Genomic DNA, 18,939 nt, shown 5'->3' on the forward strand with positions numbered 1-18,939 from the left:
ACCCGCTTGCATCACCTGCGAGCGGTGTGACAGAGGCCGGGCACGGAACCCTGAGGGCATTTGATGGCGAAGGCGAATATGGCGGCGGATACGACCGATACCACGGAAACGGGCGATGCGCCGCTGATCGACCTGAACGAGGCGTCGATCAAGAAGCTGATCGCGCGCGCCAAGAAGCGCGGCTACATCACATACGACCAGCTGAACGAAGCGCTGCCGCAGGACCAGATGTCCTCCGACCAGCTTGAGGATATCATGGCCGCCCTCAACGAGATGGGCGTCAATATCGTCGAAAATGAAGAGCAGGGCGAGGACGGCGAGTCCGAGGAAGAGGCCGACGACGCCGAGGCCACGGACAGCGATTCCGATGGCGGCCCGCAGCCTGAGGCCAAGAAGAAGGAAACCGTCGATCGCACCGACGATCCGGTCCGCATGTACCTGCGCGAGATGGGCGCGGTCGAACTGCTGAGCCGCGAGGGCGAAATCGCCATCGCCAAGCGGATCGAGGCGGGTCGCGACACGATGATCCTGGGGCTGTGCGAAAGCCCGATCACCTTCAACGCGATCATCGACTGGTCGACCGCGCTGAACGAAGGCACGATGCAGCTGCGCGAGATCCTCGATCTCGACGCCATGCTGTCCAAGGACGCCGGCCCGGAAAATCTGGGCGAGGAGGACGAGGACGACAATGGCGAGATCAGCGCCAAGAACGCCGGTCCGCAGTTCAAGGAAGAAGAAGAGCCCGAAGAGCCGTCCGTCGATGACGAGGACGGCGAGGGCGGCGAACGTCGCGGGCCCCGCGCCGAGGATGAGGAAGAGGACAACACCCTCAGCCTCGCCCAGATGGAGGAGACGCTCAAGCCGCAGGCGCTGGAGAAGTTCGCCAATATCACCGCGATCTACAAGAAATTCTCGAAGATTCAGCAGCAGCGCCTGGAGTCCATGGCGCTGGGCGGCGAGCTGTCGGCGGCCGAGGAGCGCAAGTATCACAAGTTGCGCGAAGAGCTGACCGCCGAGGTCGAGAGCGTTCAGTTCCACAACGCCAAGATCGAGTTCCTGGTCGACCAGCTCTATGCCTATAACCGCCGCCTGACCGCGCTGGGCGGCCAGATGCTGCGCCTGGCCGAGCGCCACAAGGTCAACCGCAAGGACTTCCTCGACCGCTATCTGGGTCACGAGCTGGACGAGAACTGGCTTGATACCGTGCGCGGCGTCGACAAGAAGTGGGGCAACTTCGCCACCAACGAAGCCGCCACCGTCGACCGCATCCGCAGCGAGATTGCCGACATCTCGCAGCAGACCGGCATGGCGCTGACCGAATTCCGCCGCATCGTGAACATGGTGCAGAAGGGCGAGCGCGAGGCGCGGATCGCCAAGAAGGAAATGGTCGAGGCGAATCTCCGCCTCGTCATCTCGATCGCCAAGAAATACACCAATCGCGGCCTGCAGTTCCTGGATTTGATCCAGGAGGGCAATATCGGCCTGATGAAGGCGGTCGATAAGTTCGAATATCGCCGCGGTTACAAATTCTCGACCTACGCCACCTGGTGGATTCGTCAGGCGATCACCCGCTCGATCGCGGACCAGGCGCGGACCATCCGCATCCCGGTCCATATGATCGAAACGATCAACAAGCTGGTCCGCACCAGCCGCCAGTTCCTGCACGAGCAGGGCCGCGAACCGACCCCGGAAGAGATGGCCGAGCGCCTCTCCATGCCGCTGGAGAAGGTCCGTAAGGTGATGAAGATCGCCAAGGAACCGATCTCGCTCGAAACGCCGATCGGCGACGAGGAAGACAGCCACCTCGGCGACTTCATCGAGGACAAGAACGCGGTCATCCCGGTGGACGCGGCGATCCAGGCGAACCTGAAGGAAACGGTCACTCGCGTCCTGGCCAGCCTGACGCCGCGCGAAGAGCGCGTGCTGCGCATGCGCTTCGGTATCGGCATGAACACCGATCACACGCTGGAAGAGGTGGGCCAGCAATTCTCGGTCACCCGCGAACGCATCCGCCAGATCGAGGCCAAGGCGCTCCGCAAGCTGAAGCACCCCAGCCGCAGCCGCAAGATGCGCAGCTTCCTCGACCAGTAAGGGTCATTTCGAAACGAATGCGCAAAGCCGTCGACCGCCAGGTCGACGGCTTTTTGTCGAATAGGCCATGTTGCGCCCGCCTGAACCGCGATAGGCTGCACTGCCACTCGCCATTCGTGCGTCGGGGGCCAAGGGAGTGTCATGGATATTCGCCTCGACGATCCGACTGCGCCACATGTCGCAGACCTGCTCGCCTATCACCTGCGCGATATGCGCAGCGGGGCGGAGGAATTTTCTTTCGCGCTTGACGCCTCCGCGCTGGCCGATCCCTGCATTTCGTTCTGGACGATCTGGCACGGCCCCGCACTGGCCGGTTTCGGCGCGCTGAAGCAATTGGACGCCCGACATGGCGAGGTAAAATCGATGCGGATCGCGCCCGGCTTTCTGGGTCTGGGTATCGGCCGTGCGCTGCTCAACCATGTCATCGCGGAGGCGCAGCGCCGCGATTATCATCGAATCAGCCTGGAAACGGGAACCACGCCGCCATACCAGCCCGCCATTTCGCTCTATCGCAGCGCGGGCTTCCGATCCTGCGACGCCTTTGCCGATTATGAGCCGAGCCCATATAATCAGTTCTTCACGCGCGATCTGACCACCTGATCGGTGCTCCCGCTCGGCGCATCCGATGGCTTTGGGCTCCACAATCGCGCTCAAGGGCGATATTTGCCACCGGATGAACCGCCTGCTCCCGCTGCTCGCCCTGCTGACCGCCGCTACGCCCGCCAATCAGAACGTTCCCCGCCCCGGCACCGTCCGGGTGCGGCTCAATACGTCCGAAGGCCCCATCGTCGTCGCGCTCGACACGCGCCATGCGCCTGCGACGAGCCGGAATTTCCTTGCCTATGTCGATGACGGGCGGTTCGACGGCACCAGCTTCTACCGCGCGGCGCGGGACAAGCGCGACCCAAAAAAGGGCTTCGTGCAGGGCGGCATCCGCACCGATGCGCGGCGCATCCTGCCTCCCTTCCCGCTGGAGAAGACGAGCCAGACCGGGATCAAGCATCTCGACGCCACCATCTCGATGGCGCGGGGGACGACACCGTCCTCGGCGGGCGGCAATTTCTTCATCACCGTCGGGCCGACCCCCGGCATGGACGCGCGGCCGGGCTATGACGGCTATGCCGCATTCGGACGCGTGATCGCAGGGATGGACACGGTGAAGAAGATTCTCGCCAAACCCTCGGGCGGTGGACAAGACGCGATGAAGGGGCAGATGATCTTCAAGCCCGTCACCTTGATCAACGCCAAGCGACTGGACGGCAAGCCGCAGCCGACCAAGGAGCCCAAGATGTGGCTGTACAATTTCGGGGGGTGATCGCTTCTTTCCGCACTTCGCTCAGGCTGAACGGGGGAACAGTCATTCTGGCCCGGCAGGCCGGAGGATCGGAAAAGAAAAAGGGCGGCGGCACCACTTGATGCCACCGCCCCTTCCCTGTCGAACCGCTGGACGGTCCGCTGCACCGATTACTCGGCGGCTGCGGTGCCCTTGGCCGGACGCGGATCGCGACGCTCGGCGATACGCGCCGACTTGCCGGTGCGACCACGCAGGTAATAGAGCTTCGCACGACGCACGGCGCCGCGACGAACCACTTCGATCGAGTCGACGTTCGGCGAGTAGAGCGGGAAAACGCGCTCCACGCCCTCACCGAAGGAGATCTTGCGGACGGTGAACGACGAGCCCATGCCCTTGTTCGAGCGGGCGATGCAGACGCCCTCATAGAACTGGACGCGGGTGCGCTCGCCTTCGACGACCTTCACACCGACCTTCAGCGTGTCGCCGGGGCGGAATTCCGGGATCTTCTTCGTCTCGTTGAACTTGGCGATCTGCTCAGCTTCGATCTGCTGGATCACGTTCATGACTTCATTCCTCAATCGTCGCCGCGCGCCAGAGGGCGACCGACCCGAACGCCCTCATGACGTTCCCAAAGGTCTGGCCGCCTTGACCGTGTATCCTCGCAAGCCCTGGCATGACGCCATCTTGCGATTTTCGCATGATCCCCCGATCGCAGCACTTCAGGGATCGTGCGCCCTTCCCACTCAGCAGGTCGGGTATATTGCGGATATTCGAGGAGGCCGCTTTCGAAGCTTTCCTCGACTCCACTGGAAGCCGCGCCCATTACGCCGGGAAGCAGCCGAACGCAAGCGTCGAGCAGCACCAGCGCGCCCATCTCGCCGCCCGACAGGATATAGTCGCCGATCGACACCTGTTCGATGCCGCGCGCCTCGAACAGGCGTTCGTCAAAGCCCTCGAACCGGCCGCACAGCACGGTGACGCCCGGTCCCGCCGCGATTTCGCGAACACGCGGCTGGGTGAGCGGAGACCCACGCGGCGTCATCGCCAGCACGGGCCGGTCGTCGGCGACCGAATCGACCGCCGCCGCCAGCACATCGGCACGCAGCACCATGCCCGCGCCGCCGCCCGCCGGGGTATCGTCGACCGAGCGATGCTTGTCGTTGGCGAAATCGCGGATCTGCACTGTCTCCAGCGCCCAGCGATCCTCGCGCAGCGCTCGCCCCGCCAGCGAATGGCCCAAAGGTCCGGGAAACATCTCCGGATAGAGCGTCAATATCGTTGCGCGAAAGGTCACAGCGTCCAGTTCTCGATAGTCAGGCCGGGAATGTCGGCGAAGTCGGCTTCGTTATCGGTGATGACGGTGCTGCCCAGGCTCAGCGCATGGGCACCGAGCAGCCGGTCGAACCGTCCGCGTCGAAACGGAAGGGTCGCATAGCAGCGCGCCGCCGCTTCGTCGAATGGCAGGATCGGCATCTGCGTCGCCAACTGCTCCAATTGCCGCTCTAACGGCGGCTTACCGTTCCGAACACCCAGTGCCAGTTCGGCAAAGACGATGCTGGACAAGCCGATCTCGCCCACCGGTGTCGCGGCGACACGTTGCAGCAGTGCCGGATACTCTCCGGCAAACAGGAAAATGCAGCAGTTGGTGTCGATCAGATAACGCACGACCTTATGCGTTCTTGTCGTTCAGCAGGTGCCAAGGCCGTTCAGGATCGTCAAATTCTCGCTCGTCCCTATCGATCGGCTTCAGCCACGGCATAGAGCCTGCGATGCCGGTCAGATCGATCGTCTTGCGCGGGGCCTGGACGGGCTCGAACACATAGCGCCCCTGTTCCTCGCGCAGGGTCATCTCCGTTCCTTCGGCCAAGCCCAAGGCGGCGGGCAGGCGAAGCGCCAGTGAGTTGCCCGATCGGAAGACCTTTGCCTGATAATCCTTGCCCATAACGACTCCGTATATACGCCATGTATATACATCACGCACCGGAAAATGCCAAGGAACGTTGCGCCGTCTGGAGCTTTGCCCCCGCCATGGACGATTGCATCATCATCGGGGCGGGCCCCGCCGGGCTGACGGCCGCGATTTATCTGGCGCGCTATCACCTGCGCATCCATATGTTCGACAGCGGATCGAGCCGGGCGGCGATGATCCCCTGTACCCATAATCATGCCGGTTTCCCCGAAGGCATCAGCGGCAAGGCGCTCCTGGCGCGGATGCACGATCAGGCCCGCCGCTACGGCGCGCATTGCACGCCGCACCGGGTTTCGGCGATCCAACCCGAAAACGGCCATTTCCGCGTTGTCACCGATGAGGCGGAGTATCGCACCCGAACCGTCCTCCTCGCCACGGGCGTGGTCAATCACCGCCCCCGCAAGCTCCTGCCCGAGGTGCACGACCCGGCGCTGGAGCGGGGACTGATCCGCTATTGCCCGGTCTGTGACGGCTATGAGGTCACCGACAAGCGTGTCGGCGTCATCGGCACCAGCGACCATGGCATGCGCGAGGCGCTGTTCCTGCGCGGGTTTACCCAAGACGTAACGCTGATCGCGCCCGATGCCGCACATGAGCTCGACCCCCAATGCGCCAAGGCTTTGGACGAAGCTGGCGTGGCGCGCATCGACGGCCCCTGCGGCGGCTGGGCCATCGAAGGCGATCAAATCGCGCTTGATACGGCGAATGGGCGGATGCGCTTCGACAGCGTCTATCCGGCGATGGGCTCGCGCATCCGGTCGGAACTGGCGGTGTCGGCGGGTGCGAAAGCGGACCCGAGCGGATGCCTGGAAGTCGACGACCATCAGCGGACGTCGGTGCCCGGCCTGTTCGCGGCAGGGGATGTGGTAAAAGGGCTGGATCAAATCAGCCACGCCATGGGTGAGGCCGGGGTCGCGGCCACGACGATCCGCAATCTGCTGAACGAGCAGTCGACGATCAGGCGATAAAGGCGCGGTCCACGATCAGGCGGTCCTGATCCCATTCGGGTACGGCCTGCGCATTCATCGGCACCATGAACCGGCGGCCATCGGGGCGTTCGATTTCCAGCACATCGCCAGCGCCGAAATTCTCGATCAACGCGACATGGCCCAGTTCCTCGCCATCGCTGGCAATGGCGGACAGCCCGATAATGTCGGCATGATAATATTCGCCCTCCTCCAGCGGAGGCAGGGCGGAGCGCGGCACTGTCAGTTCCGTGCCGCGAAGCGCCTCGGCGGCGTTGCGGTCTGTAACTTCGGCAAAGCGTGCAATGACGCCGTTCGAGCCATCGCGCGCCGACTTCAGCGTCAGCGCGCCGTCATTGAACGAGCGATAGTCCGACAGGTCGTCGGCGAAGACCTTGAGCCGAACCTCGCCCGTAATGCCGTGCGCGCCGATGATGACGGCCAGCGTGACGCTCGGCTCACCCGTTGGGCGAGTTGCCGTCCCCGTTGGGGGCGTCGTCTCCGCCTTCGGCGGGGTCTGGCGCGGAGACGCCTTGGTTGGTCGCGTCGTCATGATCGTCGGGTGCGGTCCGGGGATCGGGTTCGGTCGGCGGGGTCATGCGCATATCTCCTGAAGCCATTAGACCTGAAGAAACGCATGACCCCGTATCCGGTGCCTTGCGCTGCCCCGATCGCGATCGACCGAGGCAGCGCAAAGCCGAAAGCCATTAGGCCTCGGCGGTCTCTTCGGCCGGAGCGTTGGCGGCTTCCTGCGCGGCCTTCAGCTTCTCGGCGCGCTCTTCGGCGCGCTCGGTGGCCTTTTCGCCCGGCTTCGCCTTGTTCGGGTTGTTGCGAGCGGCGCGCTCACGAACGCCGGCGGCGTCCAGGAAGCGGGCGACACGGTCGGTCGGCTGCGCGCCATTGGCCAGCCAGTGCTTGGCGCGCTCGGCGTCGAGCTGCACGCGCTGGTCATTGTCCTTGGCGAGGAGCGGGTTGTAGTTGCCGATCTTCTCGATGAACTTGCCGTCGCGCGGTGCACGAGCGTCTGCCACCACGATGCGGTAGTAAGGGCGCTTCTTCGAGCCACCACGCGACAGACGAATGCTGAGAGCCATATTTCAGTCCTTGAGTTAAAACGTTCAAATCCACCGGCATTCCGTCCGGCGCGGGGGTTATTTCTTCTTCAGAAGATTTTCGAAGCCGGGGGGCAGTTTCGGCATGCCCTCGGGCAGCTTGCCGCCGCCCGCGCCCATGCCGCCGATGCCCGGCAGGCCGCCACCGCCGCCCGCCTTGTTGAGCATATCGCCCATCTGCGGACCGCCCAGCGCATTGCCCAGGCCGCCGAGGCCGCCCTTGCCGAGCATGGCCATCATGCCCTTGATGCCACCCATCTTCTTGATCTTCTTCATCGCCGTGGCCATTTCCTGATGCATCTTCAGGAGCTTGTTCACGTCCTGCACCGTGGTGCCGGAACCCTTGGCGATGCGGATCTTGCGCTTGGCGTTGACCAGTTCGGGCTTGGCCCGCTCCTTGACGGTCATCGAGGTGATGATCGCGTCCATGCGGAGCAGGATCTTGTCGCCACCGGCATCATTGAGCGCGTTCTGCGCCTTCTTCATGCCCGGCATCATACCCGCCAGCGCACCCAGCCCGCCCATGCGGCGCATCTGGGTCAGCTGGCCGCGCAGGTCGTTCAGATCGAACTGACCCTTGGCCATCTTCATGGCCATGCGCTCGGCATCTTCCTGCTGGATCGTCTCGGCGGCGCGCTCGACCAGCGACACGACGTCGCCCATGCCGAGGATGCGGCCCGCCACGCGTTCCGGGTGGAAGGCCTCCAGCGCGTCCATCTTCTCGCCGACGCCGGCGAACTTGATGGGCTTGCCCGTGACGGCGCGCATCGACAGCGCCGCACCACCGCGCGCATCGCCGTCCATACGGGTCAGCACCACGCCGGTCAGCGGCACCTGCTCCGAGAAGCTGGTCGCGACGTTCACCGCGTCCTGGCCGGTCAGCGAGTCGACGACGAGCAGGATTTCCTGCGGCTGGGCGATTTCCGCCACGGCCTTCATCTCGTCCATCAGCGCCTGGTCGACGTGCAGACGACCGGCGGTGTCGAGCATCAGGACGTCATAGCCCTGCAGCTTGGCGGCCTGCATCGCGCGGCGCGCGATCTCGACCGGTTGCTGGCCCGCGATGATCGGCAGGGTCGACACCTCGACCTGGGTGCCCAGCGTCGCCAGCTGCTCCTGCGCGGCCGGACGATTGACGTCGAGCGACGCCATCAGCACCTTCTTGCGATCACGGCCCATCGCCCCGCTCGACAGGCGGCGGGCGATCTTGGCGGTGGTCGTGGTCTTACCCGAGCCCTGAAGACCGACCATCATGACGACGGCAGGCGGCGTGACGTCGAGCAGCAGCTCGCTGGCATCGGCGCCCAGCATCGCGACCAGCGCGTCGTGGACGATCTTGACGACCTGCTGGCCCGGCGTGATCGAGCGCAGGACGTTCTGGCCGATCGCCTGTTCGGTGACCTTGTCGACGAAATCGCGCGCGACGGGCAGCGCGACGTCGGCTTCCAGCAGGGCCACGCGCACTTCGCGCATCGCGGTGCGGACATCCGCCTCGGTCAGCGCGCCACGGCCGCGAAGGCGGTCGAATACGCCGCCAAGCCGATCGCTCAAGCTGTCGAACATCGCCTCACCTCGTCAAACCCGAGCCGGAGAGCCCGGCTCAAAAACCCGTGTCGCACCGCCAAACGCAAAAGCGCCGGCGGGCGAAACCTCGCCGGCCAGCGTGCACCCTTGGGCGCTTCACTTTCACATTCCGAAACGGAACTTGAGCAGGCTCTTATGGGAAAATGGTGATGGGCGCAAGTCACACGCGACCGGACTCGGTGCGGCGTGGACGTTAACCTCTTGTACACTCCTGGCATGCGACCGCTATGCCATGTCCGGGTCGCGCCAGCCTGTTGCCAATATCCCTGCTTCCGCGGGCCTTATGCGCGCGGCGGTGGCGGTTGGCATCGCGTTGCTCGCCGTGGCGATCGCCCTGATCCAATTGGGCCTGGTCCTTCCCGCGAAACTTCTGCTGTCCGCGACGGCCATTGCCGCCATCCTTGTCCACTGGTGCCTTCCCGCATCGTCGGTCCGTTCCCCCGATGTCGAGCAGATCGATCCGCTGACCGGGCTGACCAATCGCCGCTATTTCCATGATGTCGGGCAGGCGATGATCGAGAATGTCCAGCGCCGCCAGCGCGGCATTGCACTGATGCTCGTCGATATCGACCGTTTCCGTGCCATTGCCGGGTCGCTGGGCCATGAAGCGGGTGACCTGCTGCTCCGCCATGTCGCCAAGACCATCCGCGACGAAGCGCCGTCCGAGGCGATCGTCGCGCGGTTCGAAAGCGATTGCTTCGGCTGCCTGATCCCCTTCGACCCGCGTGGCCGTAATCGGGTCGAGCGGCTGGCGGATCGGCTGGCGGTGCGACTCAGCCAGCCGGTCAAGCTGGTCGATCAGGAACTGACGCCGCGCGCCGCCATCGCGCTGACCCGCATCGATGACGGGGCCGCGACGGTCGACCGGCTGGTCCGCCAGGCCGATCTGGCGCTGATCGCCGCCAAGGCGCGCAGCGACGGCAAGCCGCTCTGGTTCGCCCCCGCGATGGAAGAGGCGATGGCCGAGCGCAACGCCATCATCACCGACCTGCGCGCCGCCCTAGCGAATGGCGATATCCAGCCCCGCTTCGAGGCGCAGGTCGATCTGGGCACCGCGCGCCTGACCGGGTTCGAGGTGTCGGGCTATTGGGATCATCCCAGCCTGGGCCCGATGACCGCCGAACGCTTCATGCCCGTCGCCGAAGCCTGCGGCCTGTCGGGCGAAGTCTCCTTGTTGCTGATGCGGCAGGCGATGGCGGCCGCACGCGACTGGGACCCGTCGATCACCCTGTCGATCCCGCTCGCCGCCTCGCAATTCCAGGACGCGTGGCTGGCGCAGAAGGTCATCAAGACGCTGACCGAATGCGGTTTCCCCGCGCACCGGCTGGAGATCGAGATTACCGAGAATGCGCTGTTCGCCAATCTGGCGCTGGCGCAGTCGATCGTCATCAGCCTGAAGAACCAGGGCATCGCCCTGGCGCTCGATGCGTTCGGGCGCGGCTATTCCAGCCTGGCGCATCTGCGTGCCCTGCCCTTCGACCGGGTACGGATCGACCCGAACTTCATCCGCAACATGGCCGCTGACCCCGATTGCTGCGCCATCGTCACCGCGATCGTCCATCTGGGCGACAGCCTGCACCTGCCGATCGCCGCCAAGGGCGTGCGCGATCTGGATATCGAGATGCGGCTGCGCGATATCGGCTGCGCCCATGGGCAGGGCTCGCTCTATGGCCCGCCGCTCGATCTGGCGCAGGTGCGTCAGATGCTGGCGGAAAAGCGGCTGCTGGCGGGCATCTCCCCCTCCTCGCTCACCATCCCGCGTCTGGCTGGCTGAGATAGTCGCGCTCCGCCTCGGTCGATGCCCGGCCCAGCGCCGCGTTGCGACTGGGATAACGGCCATAACGCCGGATGACATCGCGATGATCGCGGGCGAAGGAAAGATTCTCCTCCCGCCCCAGTTCGGCAAACTTGGCGACGCTCAAATCCTGCATCGCACGGGACTCCGCGTGCATCAGCGGCATATAGACGAAGGCCAATCTTTCAGGCGGATAGCGATCCTCCCACCCCGCATCGATCGCGGCCAGGCAAAGGTTCAGCGCCAGCGGATCGGCGGCATAGGCCTGCGCCGATCCCCGGTGCAGGTTACGCGAAAACTGGTCGAGCAGCAGGATCGCCGCCAGCAGCGTGTCGGGATCATCCCGCCAGCCGATCGCCCCGGTCGCCAGCACCTGATCGCGCAGAACGCCGAACCGCTCGGCGAGTTCGCGGTCGAGCGCATCGTCCTTGGCAAAATGCTTTTCAGGTGGCAGGGCGAACCAGAAGTCGACTATGTCCCGCGCCTTCGCGTGGACACGTCGTTCATCCATCCCTAGATCAGCAGCCATGTCGTCCCCATCCGGGCCCGAGATCATCAGTCTGGGCTGCCGCCTCAACATCGCCGAGAGCGAAACGATCCGTGCGCTTGCCGTCGGGCGGGAGGACTTGGTCGTCGTCAACAGTTGTGCCGTGACCAACGAGGCGGTGAAACAGACCCGCGTCGCCATCCGCCGCGCGGCCAAGGCGCGGCCCGATGCGCAGATCGTGGTGACGGGATGCGCCGCGCAGATCGATCCGGCCAGCTTCGCGGCCATGCCCGAGGTCGCGCGCGTGCTGGGCAATGCCGACAAGCTGCGCCCCGAGAGCTGGGCTTCGGCCGAACCGATGCTGGTCACCGACATGTCGCGCGTGGTCGAAACCGCGCCGCATCTGGTGTCGGCCTTTGCGGGCCATGCGCGGGCGTTCGTCGAGGTTCAGAATGGCTGCGACCATTCATGCACCTTCTGCATCATCCCCACCGGGCGAGGCCCCAGCCGATCGGTACCCGCCGGGCTGGTGATCGACCGGATAGCACGCGCGGTCGAACTCGGTCACCAGGAAGTCGTCCTCACCGGCGTCGACCTGACCAGCTATGGCCACGACCTGCCCGGCCAGCCAAGTTTGGGCCTGCTGGTCGAGCGTATCCTGACCCATGTCCCCACCCTGCCCCGCCTGCGGCTGTCGTCGCTCGACTCGATCGAGATCGACGACCGGCTGTTCGAGCTGGTGACGGGCGAGGCACGGGTGATGCCGCATCTCCACCTTTCGCTGCAGGCAGGCAACGACCTGATCCTGAAGCGCATGAAGCGCCGCCACAGCCGCGCGCAATCGGTCGCCATCGTCGAGCGGCTGCTGACCGCCCGGCCGGAGATCGCGATCGGTGCGGACCTGATCGCGGGCTTCCCGACCGAGGATGACGCCATGGCGGCCGACACGCTGGCGCTGATCGACGATGCCCATATCGTCCACGCCCATATCTTTCCCTATTCGGCGCGTGACGGCACGCCCGCCGCGCGGATGCCGCAAGTGCCGCATCCGATCCGCCGCGAACGGGCCGCCCGTCTCCGCGAGGCCGCCGCGCGTCGTCGCCGTGACTGGCTGGCCGCCCAAGTCGGCCAGACCCGCGACGTGCTGGTCGAGCGGCCGGGCACGCGCGGCCATGCCCCCGACTTCGCCGACATTCATTTTACCCCCGCCACCGAACCGGGCCGCATCGCCCGCGTTCGGATCACGGCGGCGACCGAAACCCATCTGATCGGACAATTGGCATGAGTTCTTCCTCCTCCTGGCACGACAAGCTGCTCGGCGGTTTCCGTCGCACCTCGGACCGGCTGGTCGGCAATCTGGCGGGCCTGGGCACCGCGCGGCTCGACGAGGGCACGCTGGACGAGATCGAGGAAGCGCTGATCGCCTCCGACCTCGGCCCCGAAACGGCGGGCCATATCCGCACCCGGCTGGCCGAGGGCAGTTTCGAGCGGAACATGGAGGACCTCGGCATCCGCCTGGTCGTCGCCGAGGAGGTCGAGAAGGCGCTCGCCAAGGTCGCCACCCCGCTGGAGATCGACGCCTTTCCCCGGCCGCAGGTGATCCTGGTCATCGGCGTCAACGGGTCGGGCAAGACCACGACCATCGCCAAGCTGGCACATCTGTTCATGGAGCAGGATTATGGCGTGATGCTGGCGGCGGGCGACACCTTCCGCGCTGCCGCCATCGGACAGCTCGCCACCTGGGCCGAGCGGGTCGGCGTGCCGATCGTGTCGGGCAAGGAAGGCGGCGATGCGGCGGGCATCGTCTATGAGGCGGTGAAACAGGCGACCGCGACGGGCATCGACGTGCTGATCGTCGACACCGCCGGACGCCTTCAGAACAAGCGCGAGCTGATGGACGAGCTGTCCAAGATTCGCCGCGTGCTCGGTCGCCTGAACCCGGAAGCGCCGCACGACATCCTGCTGGTCCTCGACGCGACCACCGGCCAGAACGCGCTCAACCAGATCGAGGTGTTCAAGGACGTGGCGGGCGTCACCGGGCTGGTCATGACCAAGCTGGACGGCACCGCGCGCGGCGGCGTGCTGGTCGCCGCCGCCGAGAAATACGGCCTGCCCATCCACGCCATCGGCGTCGGCGAGGGCATGACCGACCTGCGCCCCTTCGACGCCAACGAAGTCAGCCGCATCATCGCAGGCATCGAGGGAGGTCGAAAGTGAGCACTTCTCCCAAGAGCGAAGCCGGTCCCGGCCTGAAGGCGGGCATCGAATACGGCCCGCTGGTCCTGTTCTTCGCGGTCAATTTCCTCGCGCCGATCGGCCCGCTGACCCGCGTGCTGGTCGCGACGGGCGTGTTCATGGCGGCGACCGTCGTGGCGATGATCGTCAGCAAGGTGAAGCTGGGCCGCATCTCGCCGATGCTTTGGATGTCGGGCATCCTGGTCGTCGTGTTCGGCGGCCTGACCCTCTATTTCCACGACGAACGCTTCATCAAGATGAAGCCGACCATCGTCTATGCGATGTTCTCCGCGCTGCTGTTCTTCGGGCTGGCGACCGGGCGACCGCTGATCCAGATGGTGCTGGGCAATGTCTATCCGGGGCTGACCGAGCTGGGCTGGCGCAAGCTGACCCGCAACTGGGCTTGTTTCTTCGCCTTCATGGCGGTGCTAAACGAAGCGGTATGGCGCAATTCGACCTGGGATTTCTGGGTCGGCTTCAAGCTGTGGGGCGCGATGCCGCTGACGCTGGGTTTCGCCATCGCGAATATCCCGATGCTGTTGCAGCATGGGTTGAATGCCGAAGGCGCGAAGGTCGACGAACCGCCGGTGGAATAGTCCCCCCAGACGGAATCATAGCTCGACCCCGGCGAAGGCCGGGGCCCAGTTTCAGTGAAGTTGGGGGGAGCGAACCGGCTTTTGCGTGGGAGGCAATATCGAACGGTGCCAATGGCCTCCCCCTCATCCGTCCGGCGCGCCACCGGCTTGGCGGCATCTGGGCCCCGGCCTTCGCCGGGGTCAAAGAAGGTTTTGGGAGCAAGAGAAAAGGGCGGCCCCATCGGAGCCGCCCTTTCCCTTATCCGCGACGGATCGCCGCGAAATTACGCGACCGCCGCCTCGTACCGGCGACCGGCCTCGTCCCAGTTCACGACGTCCCACCAGGCCTTCAGATAACCCGGACGGTCGTTCATGTAGGTCAGGTAATAAGCGTGCTCCCACACGTCGTTACCCAGAATCGGCGTGCCCTTTTCAGCCACGACGTCCATCAGGGGGTTGTCTTGGTTCGGGGTCGAGGTGACCTTCAGCTTGCCCTCGGCATCCGCGATCACCCAGGCCCAGCCCGAACCGAACTGGCCCGCGCCCTTGGTGTTGAACTCGTCCTTCAGCTTGTCGAGACCGCCGAACGCCTCGATCGCCTCGGCCAGCTTGCCCGAGGGCTGAGTCGTGCCGGGCTTGGTCATGATCTTCCAGAAGAAGTCATGGTTCCAGAAGCCGCCGCCATTGTTGCGGACGGCCGCCGGGGCCGACGAGATGTTCGCCAGGATATCCTCGATCGACTTGCCCTGAAGCGACGTATCGGCGGCAACCGCCTCGTTCAGCTTGTTGGTGTAGGCGGCATGATGCTTGTCATGGTGGAAGGTCATCGTCTCCTTGGAGATGACCGGCTCCAGCGTGTCATAGTCGTACGGAAGGGGCGGCAGTTCGAAAGCCATTGTGATTGCTCCTTTGGGGTTTGCCTGTGGCAACGCCGGGCGCCTCAAATGGCTCCCCCGACGCGGTTACGCAACCGTTCCGATCAGATCATGACGACGAAGCGCATGACGAAGCTGGTCGTAGGACAGGCCCAGCGCCTCGGCGGTCGTGCGCTGATTGAAGCGGTTGTCGGCCAGCGCCTTGGTCAGCAGTTCGCGCTCGAACCGGGCGACGCGCGACTTGAAGTCGGACGGACCGACGTCGCAGGCCGCCACCTCGTCGCCGTCGCTCACCGGATCGGCGGAGGCGGGCGCGCTCCCCTGATCGCTGCGGGCGGCGGCGGGTGACTGGCCCTGCGGGCGATAGGGAGAGCGGAACGGGTCGATCTCAATCGCATCGACCGGCCCTTCGCGGTCCCAGCGATAGACGGCGCGCTCGACGACGTTGCGAAGCTCGCGGACATTGCCGGGCCAGCGATGCTCCATCAGTGCATCCGTCGCCGCCGCCCCGAAGCCGGGCCACTCATTCCAGCCGATCTCGGCGGCCATGCGCCGCCCGAAATGATTGGCCAGCACCATGATGTCGCTCTTGCGCGCCCGTAAGGGAGGCAGCGTCACGACCTCGAAGCACAGCCGGTCGAGCAGGTCGGCGCGAAACTGATGCGCGGCGACCTTGTCGGGCAGATGCTCGTTGGTCGCCGCCACGATGCGCACATCGACCCGCAAGGGCCGCGAAGAACCGATCCGCGTGACCTCGCCATATTCGACCGCACGCAAAAGCCGGTCCTGCGCCGCCATCGACAAGGTGCCGAGTTCGTCGAGGAACAGTGTGCCCCCGCTCGCCTCCTCGAACCGCCCCGCCCGCGCCTTGGTCGCGCCGGTGAAGGCCCCTGCCTCATGGCCGAAAAGCTCGGCCTCGATCAGCGTCTCGGGCAGCGCGGCGCAATTCATGATAACCAGGGGTTGGTCCCATCGCCCGCTCAGGCGGTGCAGACGCTCGGCGACCAGTTCCTTGCCGGTCCCGCGCTCGCCGATAACCAAGACCGGACGGTCGAGCGCAGCGGCGCGGCTGGCCCGTTCCAGCGCGTCCAGAAAGGCCCCCGACTGGCCGATGACCTGACTCGTTCGCTCCATTCCCAACAGGTGGCGGATTTTCCCAAGGCTTGGCAAGAGGGCAATCGTTATCGCATCGCAACCAAATCGGGAAATGGCGGATTTCCGCCGTTTTTGAAACTGGCACGCTCCCTGCAAAGCACATGGCATCCCGCCGATGAGCGGACCGAGATAAGATAATCAGGGAGTTTCCACCATGTTCGCCACCACCTTCAGCCGCCAGATCGCCGCCATCGCCTGCACCGTCGTGATGAGCGCCACCTGCCTGATGGGCGCCCTCGCCCCTGCGCATGTCGCCACCGCACAGACTTCGGTTGCGGCGATCGAGGCACCGACCGCATAATCCCCGAATAGCCGCCATCAAGGAGTATCCGATGGGCATTTTCTCCCGCACCCGCGACATCGTCGCCGCCAATTTCGCCGACCTGCTGGACAAGGCGGAAGACCCCGCGAAGATGATCCGCATGATCATCCTCGAAATGGAGGAAACGCTTGTCGAGGTGCGCGCCTCCGCTGCCCGCACGATCGCCGACCAGAAGGAAATCCGCCGCCACATCATGAAGCTGGACCAGCTTCAGGACAGCTGGACCGAAAAGGCCGAGCTGGCGCTGTCGAAGGACCGCGAGGACCTGGCGAAGGCCGCGCTGATCGAACGCCAGAAGGCCGCCGACATGGCCGACCAGCTGAAGGCCGAAGTCCAGGTGCTCGACGATGCGCTGCGCGCGTCAGAAGAGGACATCGCCAAGCTGCAGAACAAGCTGCGCGAGGCGCGGACCAAGCAGAATGCGGTCCAGACCCGTCTGGAAAGCGCCAACAACCGCTATCGCCTGCGCGAGATGTGGAACGGGCCGAAGACGCACGACGCATTCAGCCGCTTCGACGTGCTGGAGCGCAAGGTGGACGAGGCCGAGGGCCGTGCCGAAGCGCTGGGCCTGGGCGCGAACCCCAAGACGCTCGAGGACGAGATCGCCGAACTGCGCGCCTCGGACCGGGTCGATGCCGAACTCGCCGCGCTCAAGGCGCGCCTGAACAAGGGAGAGTGAGATGGAGGATATCATCACCCCCGGCATCGCGATCACCACGATCTTCATCGCGCTGCCCTGGCTGATCCTGCACTATATGACGAAGTGGAAGCAGGCACCCAAGATCACCCATGAGGACGAGCAGCTGCTCGACGAGCTTCACCTGCTCGCGCGCCGCCTGGAGGACCGGGTGAACACCGTCGAACGGATCGTCGCCGCCGACAATCCCAACTTCAAACCCGGTCTCCAGTCCGAATGGCGCCCCGAACCGCGCCTCGGCCAGACCGACTACAGCCTCGATCGGAGGAATTGAGATGACCGCCAGCCGCACCAATTTCTACCTCGACAAGCAGAATGCCAAGTTCAAGGGCGTCTGCTCGGGCATCGCCGACTATACCGGCGTCGATGTAATGTGGGTCCGCGTCGCCGCGGTCCTGCTCACCCTAACCGGGGTCGGCATGCCCTGGGTCCCGCTCGCCTATATGCTGATCGCGTGGATGGCGACGGCCAAGCCGCTGGGCCTCTACCAGTCGGACGAGGATGCCAAGTTCTGGCAGGGCGTGCGCAGCAACCCGCGCCGCTCGACCGCCGAGGTCCGCTCGAAGTTCCGCGATCTCGACCGTCGCCTCGCCGATATCGAACTGCACTATACCAGCCGCAACCGCCAACTGGCCGACGAGATCGACAGCCTGCGCTGAGACCGCGCTGACACATCAACTATCCTATGGGAGTATGGATTATGTCTTCGGGAGGACCCGGTTTCGTCCTGGCGATCATCTCGATCTCGATGATCGCGTGGGTGGTCACCACCTGGATCCGTGCGAAGCACGGCTACAGCCTGGAAAATGAATGGGGCGGCATGACCCACAAGGGCGACCTTGGAGAGAGCCGCAAGGTCGAACTGCTGACCGCCGAGAACCAGAAGCTGGTCGGCCAGATCTCTCGACTGGAAGAGCGGATCGCGGTGCTGGAGCGCATCGCCACCGATCCCGCCGAGCGGACCGCGCGCGAAATCGACGCGCTGCGCGATCGCTGAGGGAGAAGGGCGATGAATGATATCGGCATCCTGGTCCCACTCTTCGGTATCAGCTGCGGCATGGTCGCGATCATCGGCGGCGTCTTCGTCCGCCCCTGGTTCACCTATCGCGAAAAGCGGCTGGCCACCGAAGCCTCGATGGTCGCGGAAAAGGCAGCGCAGTACGCCGCCCAGACCGAACGGCTCGAACAGCGGGTGCGGGTGCTGGAGCGGATCATCACCGATCGCGGCCTGGCGCTGAGTGACGAGATCGACGGTCTGCGGGTCCCCGGCGAGACGCCCGCCCGCATCGACCACTGACAATAGAATAAAGGGGAGTTACCGCTATGTCCGGCGGACAGTTCATGACCGTTCTGATCGTCGCGATCGTGATGATCGCCAGCATCTTCAAGGCCAAGCATCGCCGTTCGCCCGGCCTCGACATGGTCGAGCACCTTCGCGGCGACGCCTCGCGCGACACCCAGGCACTACGCGCCGAAGTGCAGCAGTTGAAGGAGCGCATCCAGGTCCTGGAGCGCGTCATCACCGACGAACGCAAGAGCATCGATCTCGACCGCGAGATCGAGCGGCTGCGCGACCGTTAAATCACCATTGATACGGACAGGGAGCCCGGATCATGACCGACACCAATCTCTACATCGTGATCGCGACCGCCGGCCTGGCGGGCCTGGCGATGATCGTCACCGCCGGTCTGGCGGGCTGGCGCGGCTGGTTGCAGCTGAAGAACCGCGAATTCGAGCGCACGCATGACAATCCCTACCCGCCCGCCGCCTCGGCCGCGTCGCG

At 65.0% G+C, this 18,939-nt stretch carries 24 protein-coding genes and 1 pseudogene; 15 read left to right on the forward strand and 10 right to left on the reverse strand.

Annotated elements, in window-relative coordinates; translation table 11 throughout:
* Positions 1–63: 63 nt before the first annotated feature.
* From rpoD to NS355_RS12840, 3 genes are all read left to right on the forward strand, one after another.
* Complete coding sequence (rpoD, locus tag NS355_RS12830) at positions 64–2,091, forward strand: RNA polymerase sigma factor RpoD (protein WP_058746076.1); 2,028 nt, start codon at positions 64–66, stop codon at positions 2,089–2,091.
* 141 nt (positions 2,092–2,232) lie between these two features.
* On the forward strand, positions 2,233–2,691 hold the full coding sequence (locus NS355_RS12835) for a GNAT family N-acetyltransferase (protein WP_058746077.1): 459 nt from the start codon (positions 2,233–2,235) through the stop codon (positions 2,689–2,691).
* A 73-nt stretch (positions 2,692–2,764) separates the two neighbouring features.
* Positions 2,765–3,406, forward strand: coding sequence for a peptidylprolyl isomerase (locus tag NS355_RS12840; RefSeq protein WP_058746098.1), 642 nt, complete (start codon positions 2,765–2,767; stop codon positions 3,404–3,406).
* Positions 3,407–3,555: 149 nt separating this feature from the next.
* On the opposite strand, the gene rplS is transcribed toward NS355_RS12840, so the two are convergent.
* From rplS to NS355_RS12860, 4 genes and pseudogenes are all read right to left on the reverse strand, one after another.
* The gene (rplS, locus tag NS355_RS12845) at positions 3,556–3,948 is read right to left on the reverse strand and encodes a 50S ribosomal protein L19 (protein ID WP_042483560.1); all 393 of its coding nucleotides are present in this window, start codon (positions 3,946–3,948) and stop codon (positions 3,556–3,558) included.
* Positions 3,949–3,963: 15 nt separating this feature from the next.
* Positions 3,964–4,679 (reverse strand): annotated as a pseudogene (trmD, locus tag NS355_RS12850) (tRNA (guanosine(37)-N1)-methyltransferase TrmD); the annotation flags it as partial.
* A complete protein-coding gene (locus NS355_RS12855) occupies positions 4,676–5,050 on the reverse strand; it encodes a type II toxin-antitoxin system VapC family toxin (RefSeq protein WP_058746078.1) in 375 nt (124 codons plus the stop codon). The gene NS355_RS12855 and the pseudogene trmD, both read right to left, overlap by 4 nt.
* Before the next feature lie 4 nt (positions 5,051–5,054).
* Positions 5,055–5,327: an AbrB/MazE/SpoVT family DNA-binding domain-containing protein gene (locus NS355_RS12860; RefSeq protein WP_058746079.1), complete on the reverse strand. Its 273-nt coding sequence runs from the start codon at positions 5,325–5,327 to the stop codon at positions 5,055–5,057.
* 86 nt (positions 5,328–5,413) lie between these two features.
* On the opposite strand from NS355_RS12860, the gene NS355_RS12865 reads away from it, so the two are divergent.
* Positions 5,414–6,322: an NAD(P)/FAD-dependent oxidoreductase gene (locus tag NS355_RS12865; RefSeq protein ID WP_058746080.1), complete on the forward strand. Its 909-nt coding sequence runs from the start codon at positions 5,414–5,416 to the stop codon at positions 6,320–6,322.
* On the opposite strand, the gene rimM is transcribed toward NS355_RS12865, so the two are convergent.
* From rimM to ffh, 3 genes are all read right to left on the reverse strand, one after another.
* Positions 6,312–6,872 (reverse strand): ribosome maturation factor RimM, encoded by a 561-nt coding sequence (gene rimM / locus NS355_RS12870; RefSeq protein ID WP_244489673.1) that lies wholly within the window; start codon positions 6,870–6,872, stop codon positions 6,312–6,314. The two genes, NS355_RS12865 and rimM, sit on opposite strands and share 11 nt — an antisense overlap.
* Positions 6,873–7,026: 154 nt before the next feature.
* Positions 7,027–7,413 carry a 30S ribosomal protein S16 gene (gene rpsP / locus NS355_RS12875; RefSeq protein ID WP_007404083.1) on the reverse strand — a complete coding sequence of 129 codons (387 nt, stop codon included), beginning with the start codon at positions 7,411–7,413 and terminating at the stop codon, positions 7,027–7,029.
* A 57-nt stretch (positions 7,414–7,470) separates the two neighbouring features.
* Complete coding sequence (ffh, locus tag NS355_RS12880; RefSeq protein WP_058746081.1) at positions 7,471–8,994, reverse strand: signal recognition particle protein; 1,524 nt, start codon at positions 8,992–8,994, stop codon at positions 7,471–7,473.
* Positions 8,995–9,310: 316 nt separating this feature from the next.
* Between ffh and NS355_RS12885 the strand changes: the two genes are divergently transcribed.
* Positions 9,311–10,789, forward strand: coding sequence for a putative bifunctional diguanylate cyclase/phosphodiesterase (locus NS355_RS12885; protein WP_167345450.1), 1,479 nt, complete (start codon positions 9,311–9,313; stop codon positions 10,787–10,789).
* Here the strand turns inward: NS355_RS12885 and NS355_RS12890 are convergent.
* Positions 10,764–11,339: a DUF924 family protein gene (locus NS355_RS12890; protein WP_058746083.1), complete on the reverse strand. Its 576-nt coding sequence runs from the start codon at positions 11,337–11,339 to the stop codon at positions 10,764–10,766. The two genes, NS355_RS12885 and NS355_RS12890, sit on opposite strands and share 26 nt — an antisense overlap.
* Between NS355_RS12890 and mtaB the strand changes: the two genes are divergently transcribed.
* Genes mtaB through NS355_RS12905 form a run of 3 tightly spaced genes read left to right on the forward strand, consistent with a single transcriptional unit; the run spans position 11,338 to position 14,128 of the window.
* Positions 11,338–12,582: a tRNA (N(6)-L-threonylcarbamoyladenosine(37)-C(2))-methylthiotransferase MtaB gene (gene mtaB, locus NS355_RS12895; RefSeq protein WP_058746084.1), complete on the forward strand. Its 1,245-nt coding sequence runs from the start codon at positions 11,338–11,340 to the stop codon at positions 12,580–12,582. The two genes, NS355_RS12890 and mtaB, sit on opposite strands and share 2 nt — an antisense overlap.
* Positions 12,579–13,514 carry a signal recognition particle-docking protein FtsY gene (ftsY, locus tag NS355_RS12900; RefSeq protein WP_056433924.1) on the forward strand — a complete coding sequence of 312 codons (936 nt, stop codon included), beginning with the start codon at positions 12,579–12,581 and terminating at the stop codon, positions 13,512–13,514. The genes mtaB and ftsY overlap by 4 nt, the downstream gene beginning before the upstream one ends.
* On the forward strand, positions 13,511–14,128 hold the full coding sequence (locus NS355_RS12905; RefSeq protein WP_058746085.1) for a septation protein A: 618 nt from the start codon (positions 13,511–13,513) through the stop codon (positions 14,126–14,128). Before ftsY ends, NS355_RS12905 begins: the two co-directional genes overlap by 4 nt.
* Positions 14,129–14,391: 263 nt before the next feature.
* Here the strand turns inward: NS355_RS12905 and NS355_RS12910 are convergent, their stop codons facing one another.
* Positions 14,392–15,003 carry a superoxide dismutase gene (locus NS355_RS12910; protein WP_058746086.1) on the reverse strand — a complete coding sequence of 204 codons (612 nt, stop codon included), beginning with the start codon at positions 15,001–15,003 and terminating at the stop codon, positions 14,392–14,394.
* A gap of 66 nt (positions 15,004–15,069) precedes the next feature.
* Positions 15,070–16,116 carry a phage shock protein operon transcriptional activator gene (gene pspF / locus NS355_RS12915; protein ID WP_058746087.1) on the reverse strand — a complete coding sequence of 349 codons (1,047 nt, stop codon included), beginning with the start codon at positions 16,114–16,116 and terminating at the stop codon, positions 15,070–15,072.
* Positions 16,117–16,291: 175 nt separating this feature from the next.
* On the opposite strand from pspF, the gene NS355_RS19025 reads away from it, so the two are divergent.
* Genes NS355_RS19025 through NS355_RS12945 form a run of 7 tightly spaced genes read left to right on the forward strand, consistent with a single transcriptional unit; the run spans position 16,292 to position 18,737 of the window.
* Positions 16,292–16,438 (forward strand): hypothetical protein, encoded by a 147-nt coding sequence (locus NS355_RS19025; protein ID WP_167345451.1) that lies wholly within the window; start codon positions 16,292–16,294, stop codon positions 16,436–16,438.
* Between the two features lie 31 nt (positions 16,439–16,469).
* On the forward strand, positions 16,470–17,138 hold the full coding sequence (gene pspA, locus NS355_RS12920; RefSeq protein WP_007404037.1) for a phage shock protein PspA: 669 nt from the start codon (positions 16,470–16,472) through the stop codon (positions 17,136–17,138).
* A 1-nt stretch (position 17,139) separates the two neighbouring features.
* Positions 17,140–17,430 (forward strand): envelope stress response membrane protein PspB, encoded by a 291-nt coding sequence (gene pspB / locus NS355_RS12925; protein ID WP_056433936.1) that lies wholly within the window; start codon positions 17,140–17,142, stop codon positions 17,428–17,430.
* Between the two features lies 1 nt (position 17,431).
* Positions 17,432–17,815: an envelope stress response membrane protein PspC gene (gene pspC / locus NS355_RS12930; protein ID WP_058746088.1), complete on the forward strand. Its 384-nt coding sequence runs from the start codon at positions 17,432–17,434 to the stop codon at positions 17,813–17,815.
* A gap of 41 nt (positions 17,816–17,856) precedes the next feature.
* Entirely contained in the window at positions 17,857–18,153 is a 297-nt protein-coding gene (locus tag NS355_RS12935) for a hypothetical protein (RefSeq protein WP_058746089.1), read from the forward strand.
* 12 nt (positions 18,154–18,165) lie between these two features.
* Positions 18,166–18,453: a hypothetical protein gene (locus NS355_RS12940; protein ID WP_058746090.1), complete on the forward strand. Its 288-nt coding sequence runs from the start codon at positions 18,166–18,168 to the stop codon at positions 18,451–18,453.
* A 44-nt stretch (positions 18,454–18,497) separates the two neighbouring features.
* On the forward strand, positions 18,498–18,737 hold the full coding sequence (locus NS355_RS12945) for a hypothetical protein (RefSeq protein WP_244489674.1): 240 nt from the start codon (positions 18,498–18,500) through the stop codon (positions 18,735–18,737).
* The last annotated feature ends 202 nt before the right edge of the window (positions 18,738–18,939 follow it).

This window comes from Sphingomonas yabuuchiae, from assembly GCF_001477495.1.
GTDB classification, from domain to species: Bacteria; Pseudomonadota; Alphaproteobacteria; order Sphingomonadales; family Sphingomonadaceae; genus Sphingomonas; species Sphingomonas yabuuchiae_A.

Bases quoted from the DNA above. Each gene is read 5' to 3' on its own strand.
- rpoD (WP_058746076.1), top strand. From the start codon at position 64: ATGGCGAAGGCGAATATGGCGGCGGATACGACCGATACCACGGAAACG.
- NS355_RS12835 (WP_058746077.1), top strand. From the start codon at position 2,233: ATGGATATTCGCCTCGACGATCCGACTGCGCCACATGTCGCAGACCTG.
- NS355_RS12840 (WP_058746098.1), top strand. From the start codon at position 2,765: ATGAACCGCCTGCTCCCGCTGCTCGCCCTGCTGACCGCCGCTACGCCC.
- rplS (WP_042483560.1), bottom strand. From the start codon at position 3,948: ATGAACGTGATCCAGCAGATCGAAGCTGAGCAGATCGCCAAGTTCAAC.
- NS355_RS12860 (WP_058746079.1), bottom strand. From the start codon at position 5,327: ATGGGCAAGGATTATCAGGCAAAGGTCTTCCGATCGGGCAACTCACTG.
- NS355_RS12865 (WP_058746080.1), top strand. From the start codon at position 5,414: ATGGACGATTGCATCATCATCGGGGCGGGCCCCGCCGGGCTGACGGCC.
- rimM (WP_244489673.1), bottom strand. From the start codon at position 6,872: ATGACGACGCGACCAACCAAGGCGTCTCCGCGCCAGACCCCGCCGAAG.
- rpsP (WP_007404083.1), bottom strand. From the start codon at position 7,413: ATGGCTCTCAGCATTCGTCTGTCGCGTGGTGGCTCGAAGAAGCGCCCT.
- ffh (WP_058746081.1), bottom strand. From the start codon at position 8,994: ATGTTCGACAGCTTGAGCGATCGGCTTGGCGGCGTATTCGACCGCCTT.
- mtaB (WP_058746084.1), top strand. From the start codon at position 11,338: ATGTCGTCCCCATCCGGGCCCGAGATCATCAGTCTGGGCTGCCGCCTC.
- NS355_RS12890 (WP_058746083.1), bottom strand. From the start codon at position 11,339: ATGGCTGCTGATCTAGGGATGGATGAACGACGTGTCCACGCGAAGGCG.
- ftsY (WP_056433924.1), top strand. From the start codon at position 12,579: ATGAGTTCTTCCTCCTCCTGGCACGACAAGCTGCTCGGCGGTTTCCGT.
- NS355_RS12910 (WP_058746086.1), bottom strand. From the start codon at position 15,003: ATGGCTTTCGAACTGCCGCCCCTTCCGTACGACTATGACACGCTGGAG.
- pspF (WP_058746087.1), bottom strand. From the start codon at position 16,116: ATGGAGCGAACGAGTCAGGTCATCGGCCAGTCGGGGGCCTTTCTGGAC.
- NS355_RS19025 (WP_167345451.1), top strand. From the start codon at position 16,292: ATGTTCGCCACCACCTTCAGCCGCCAGATCGCCGCCATCGCCTGCACC.
- pspA (WP_007404037.1), top strand. From the start codon at position 16,470: ATGGGCATTTTCTCCCGCACCCGCGACATCGTCGCCGCCAATTTCGCC.
- pspB (WP_056433936.1), top strand. From the start codon at position 17,140: ATGGAGGATATCATCACCCCCGGCATCGCGATCACCACGATCTTCATC.
- pspC (WP_058746088.1), top strand. From the start codon at position 17,432: ATGACCGCCAGCCGCACCAATTTCTACCTCGACAAGCAGAATGCCAAG.
- NS355_RS12935 (WP_058746089.1), top strand. From the start codon at position 17,857: ATGTCTTCGGGAGGACCCGGTTTCGTCCTGGCGATCATCTCGATCTCG.
- NS355_RS12940 (WP_058746090.1), top strand. From the start codon at position 18,166: ATGAATGATATCGGCATCCTGGTCCCACTCTTCGGTATCAGCTGCGGC.
- NS355_RS12945 (WP_244489674.1), top strand. From the start codon at position 18,498: ATGACCGTTCTGATCGTCGCGATCGTGATGATCGCCAGCATCTTCAAG.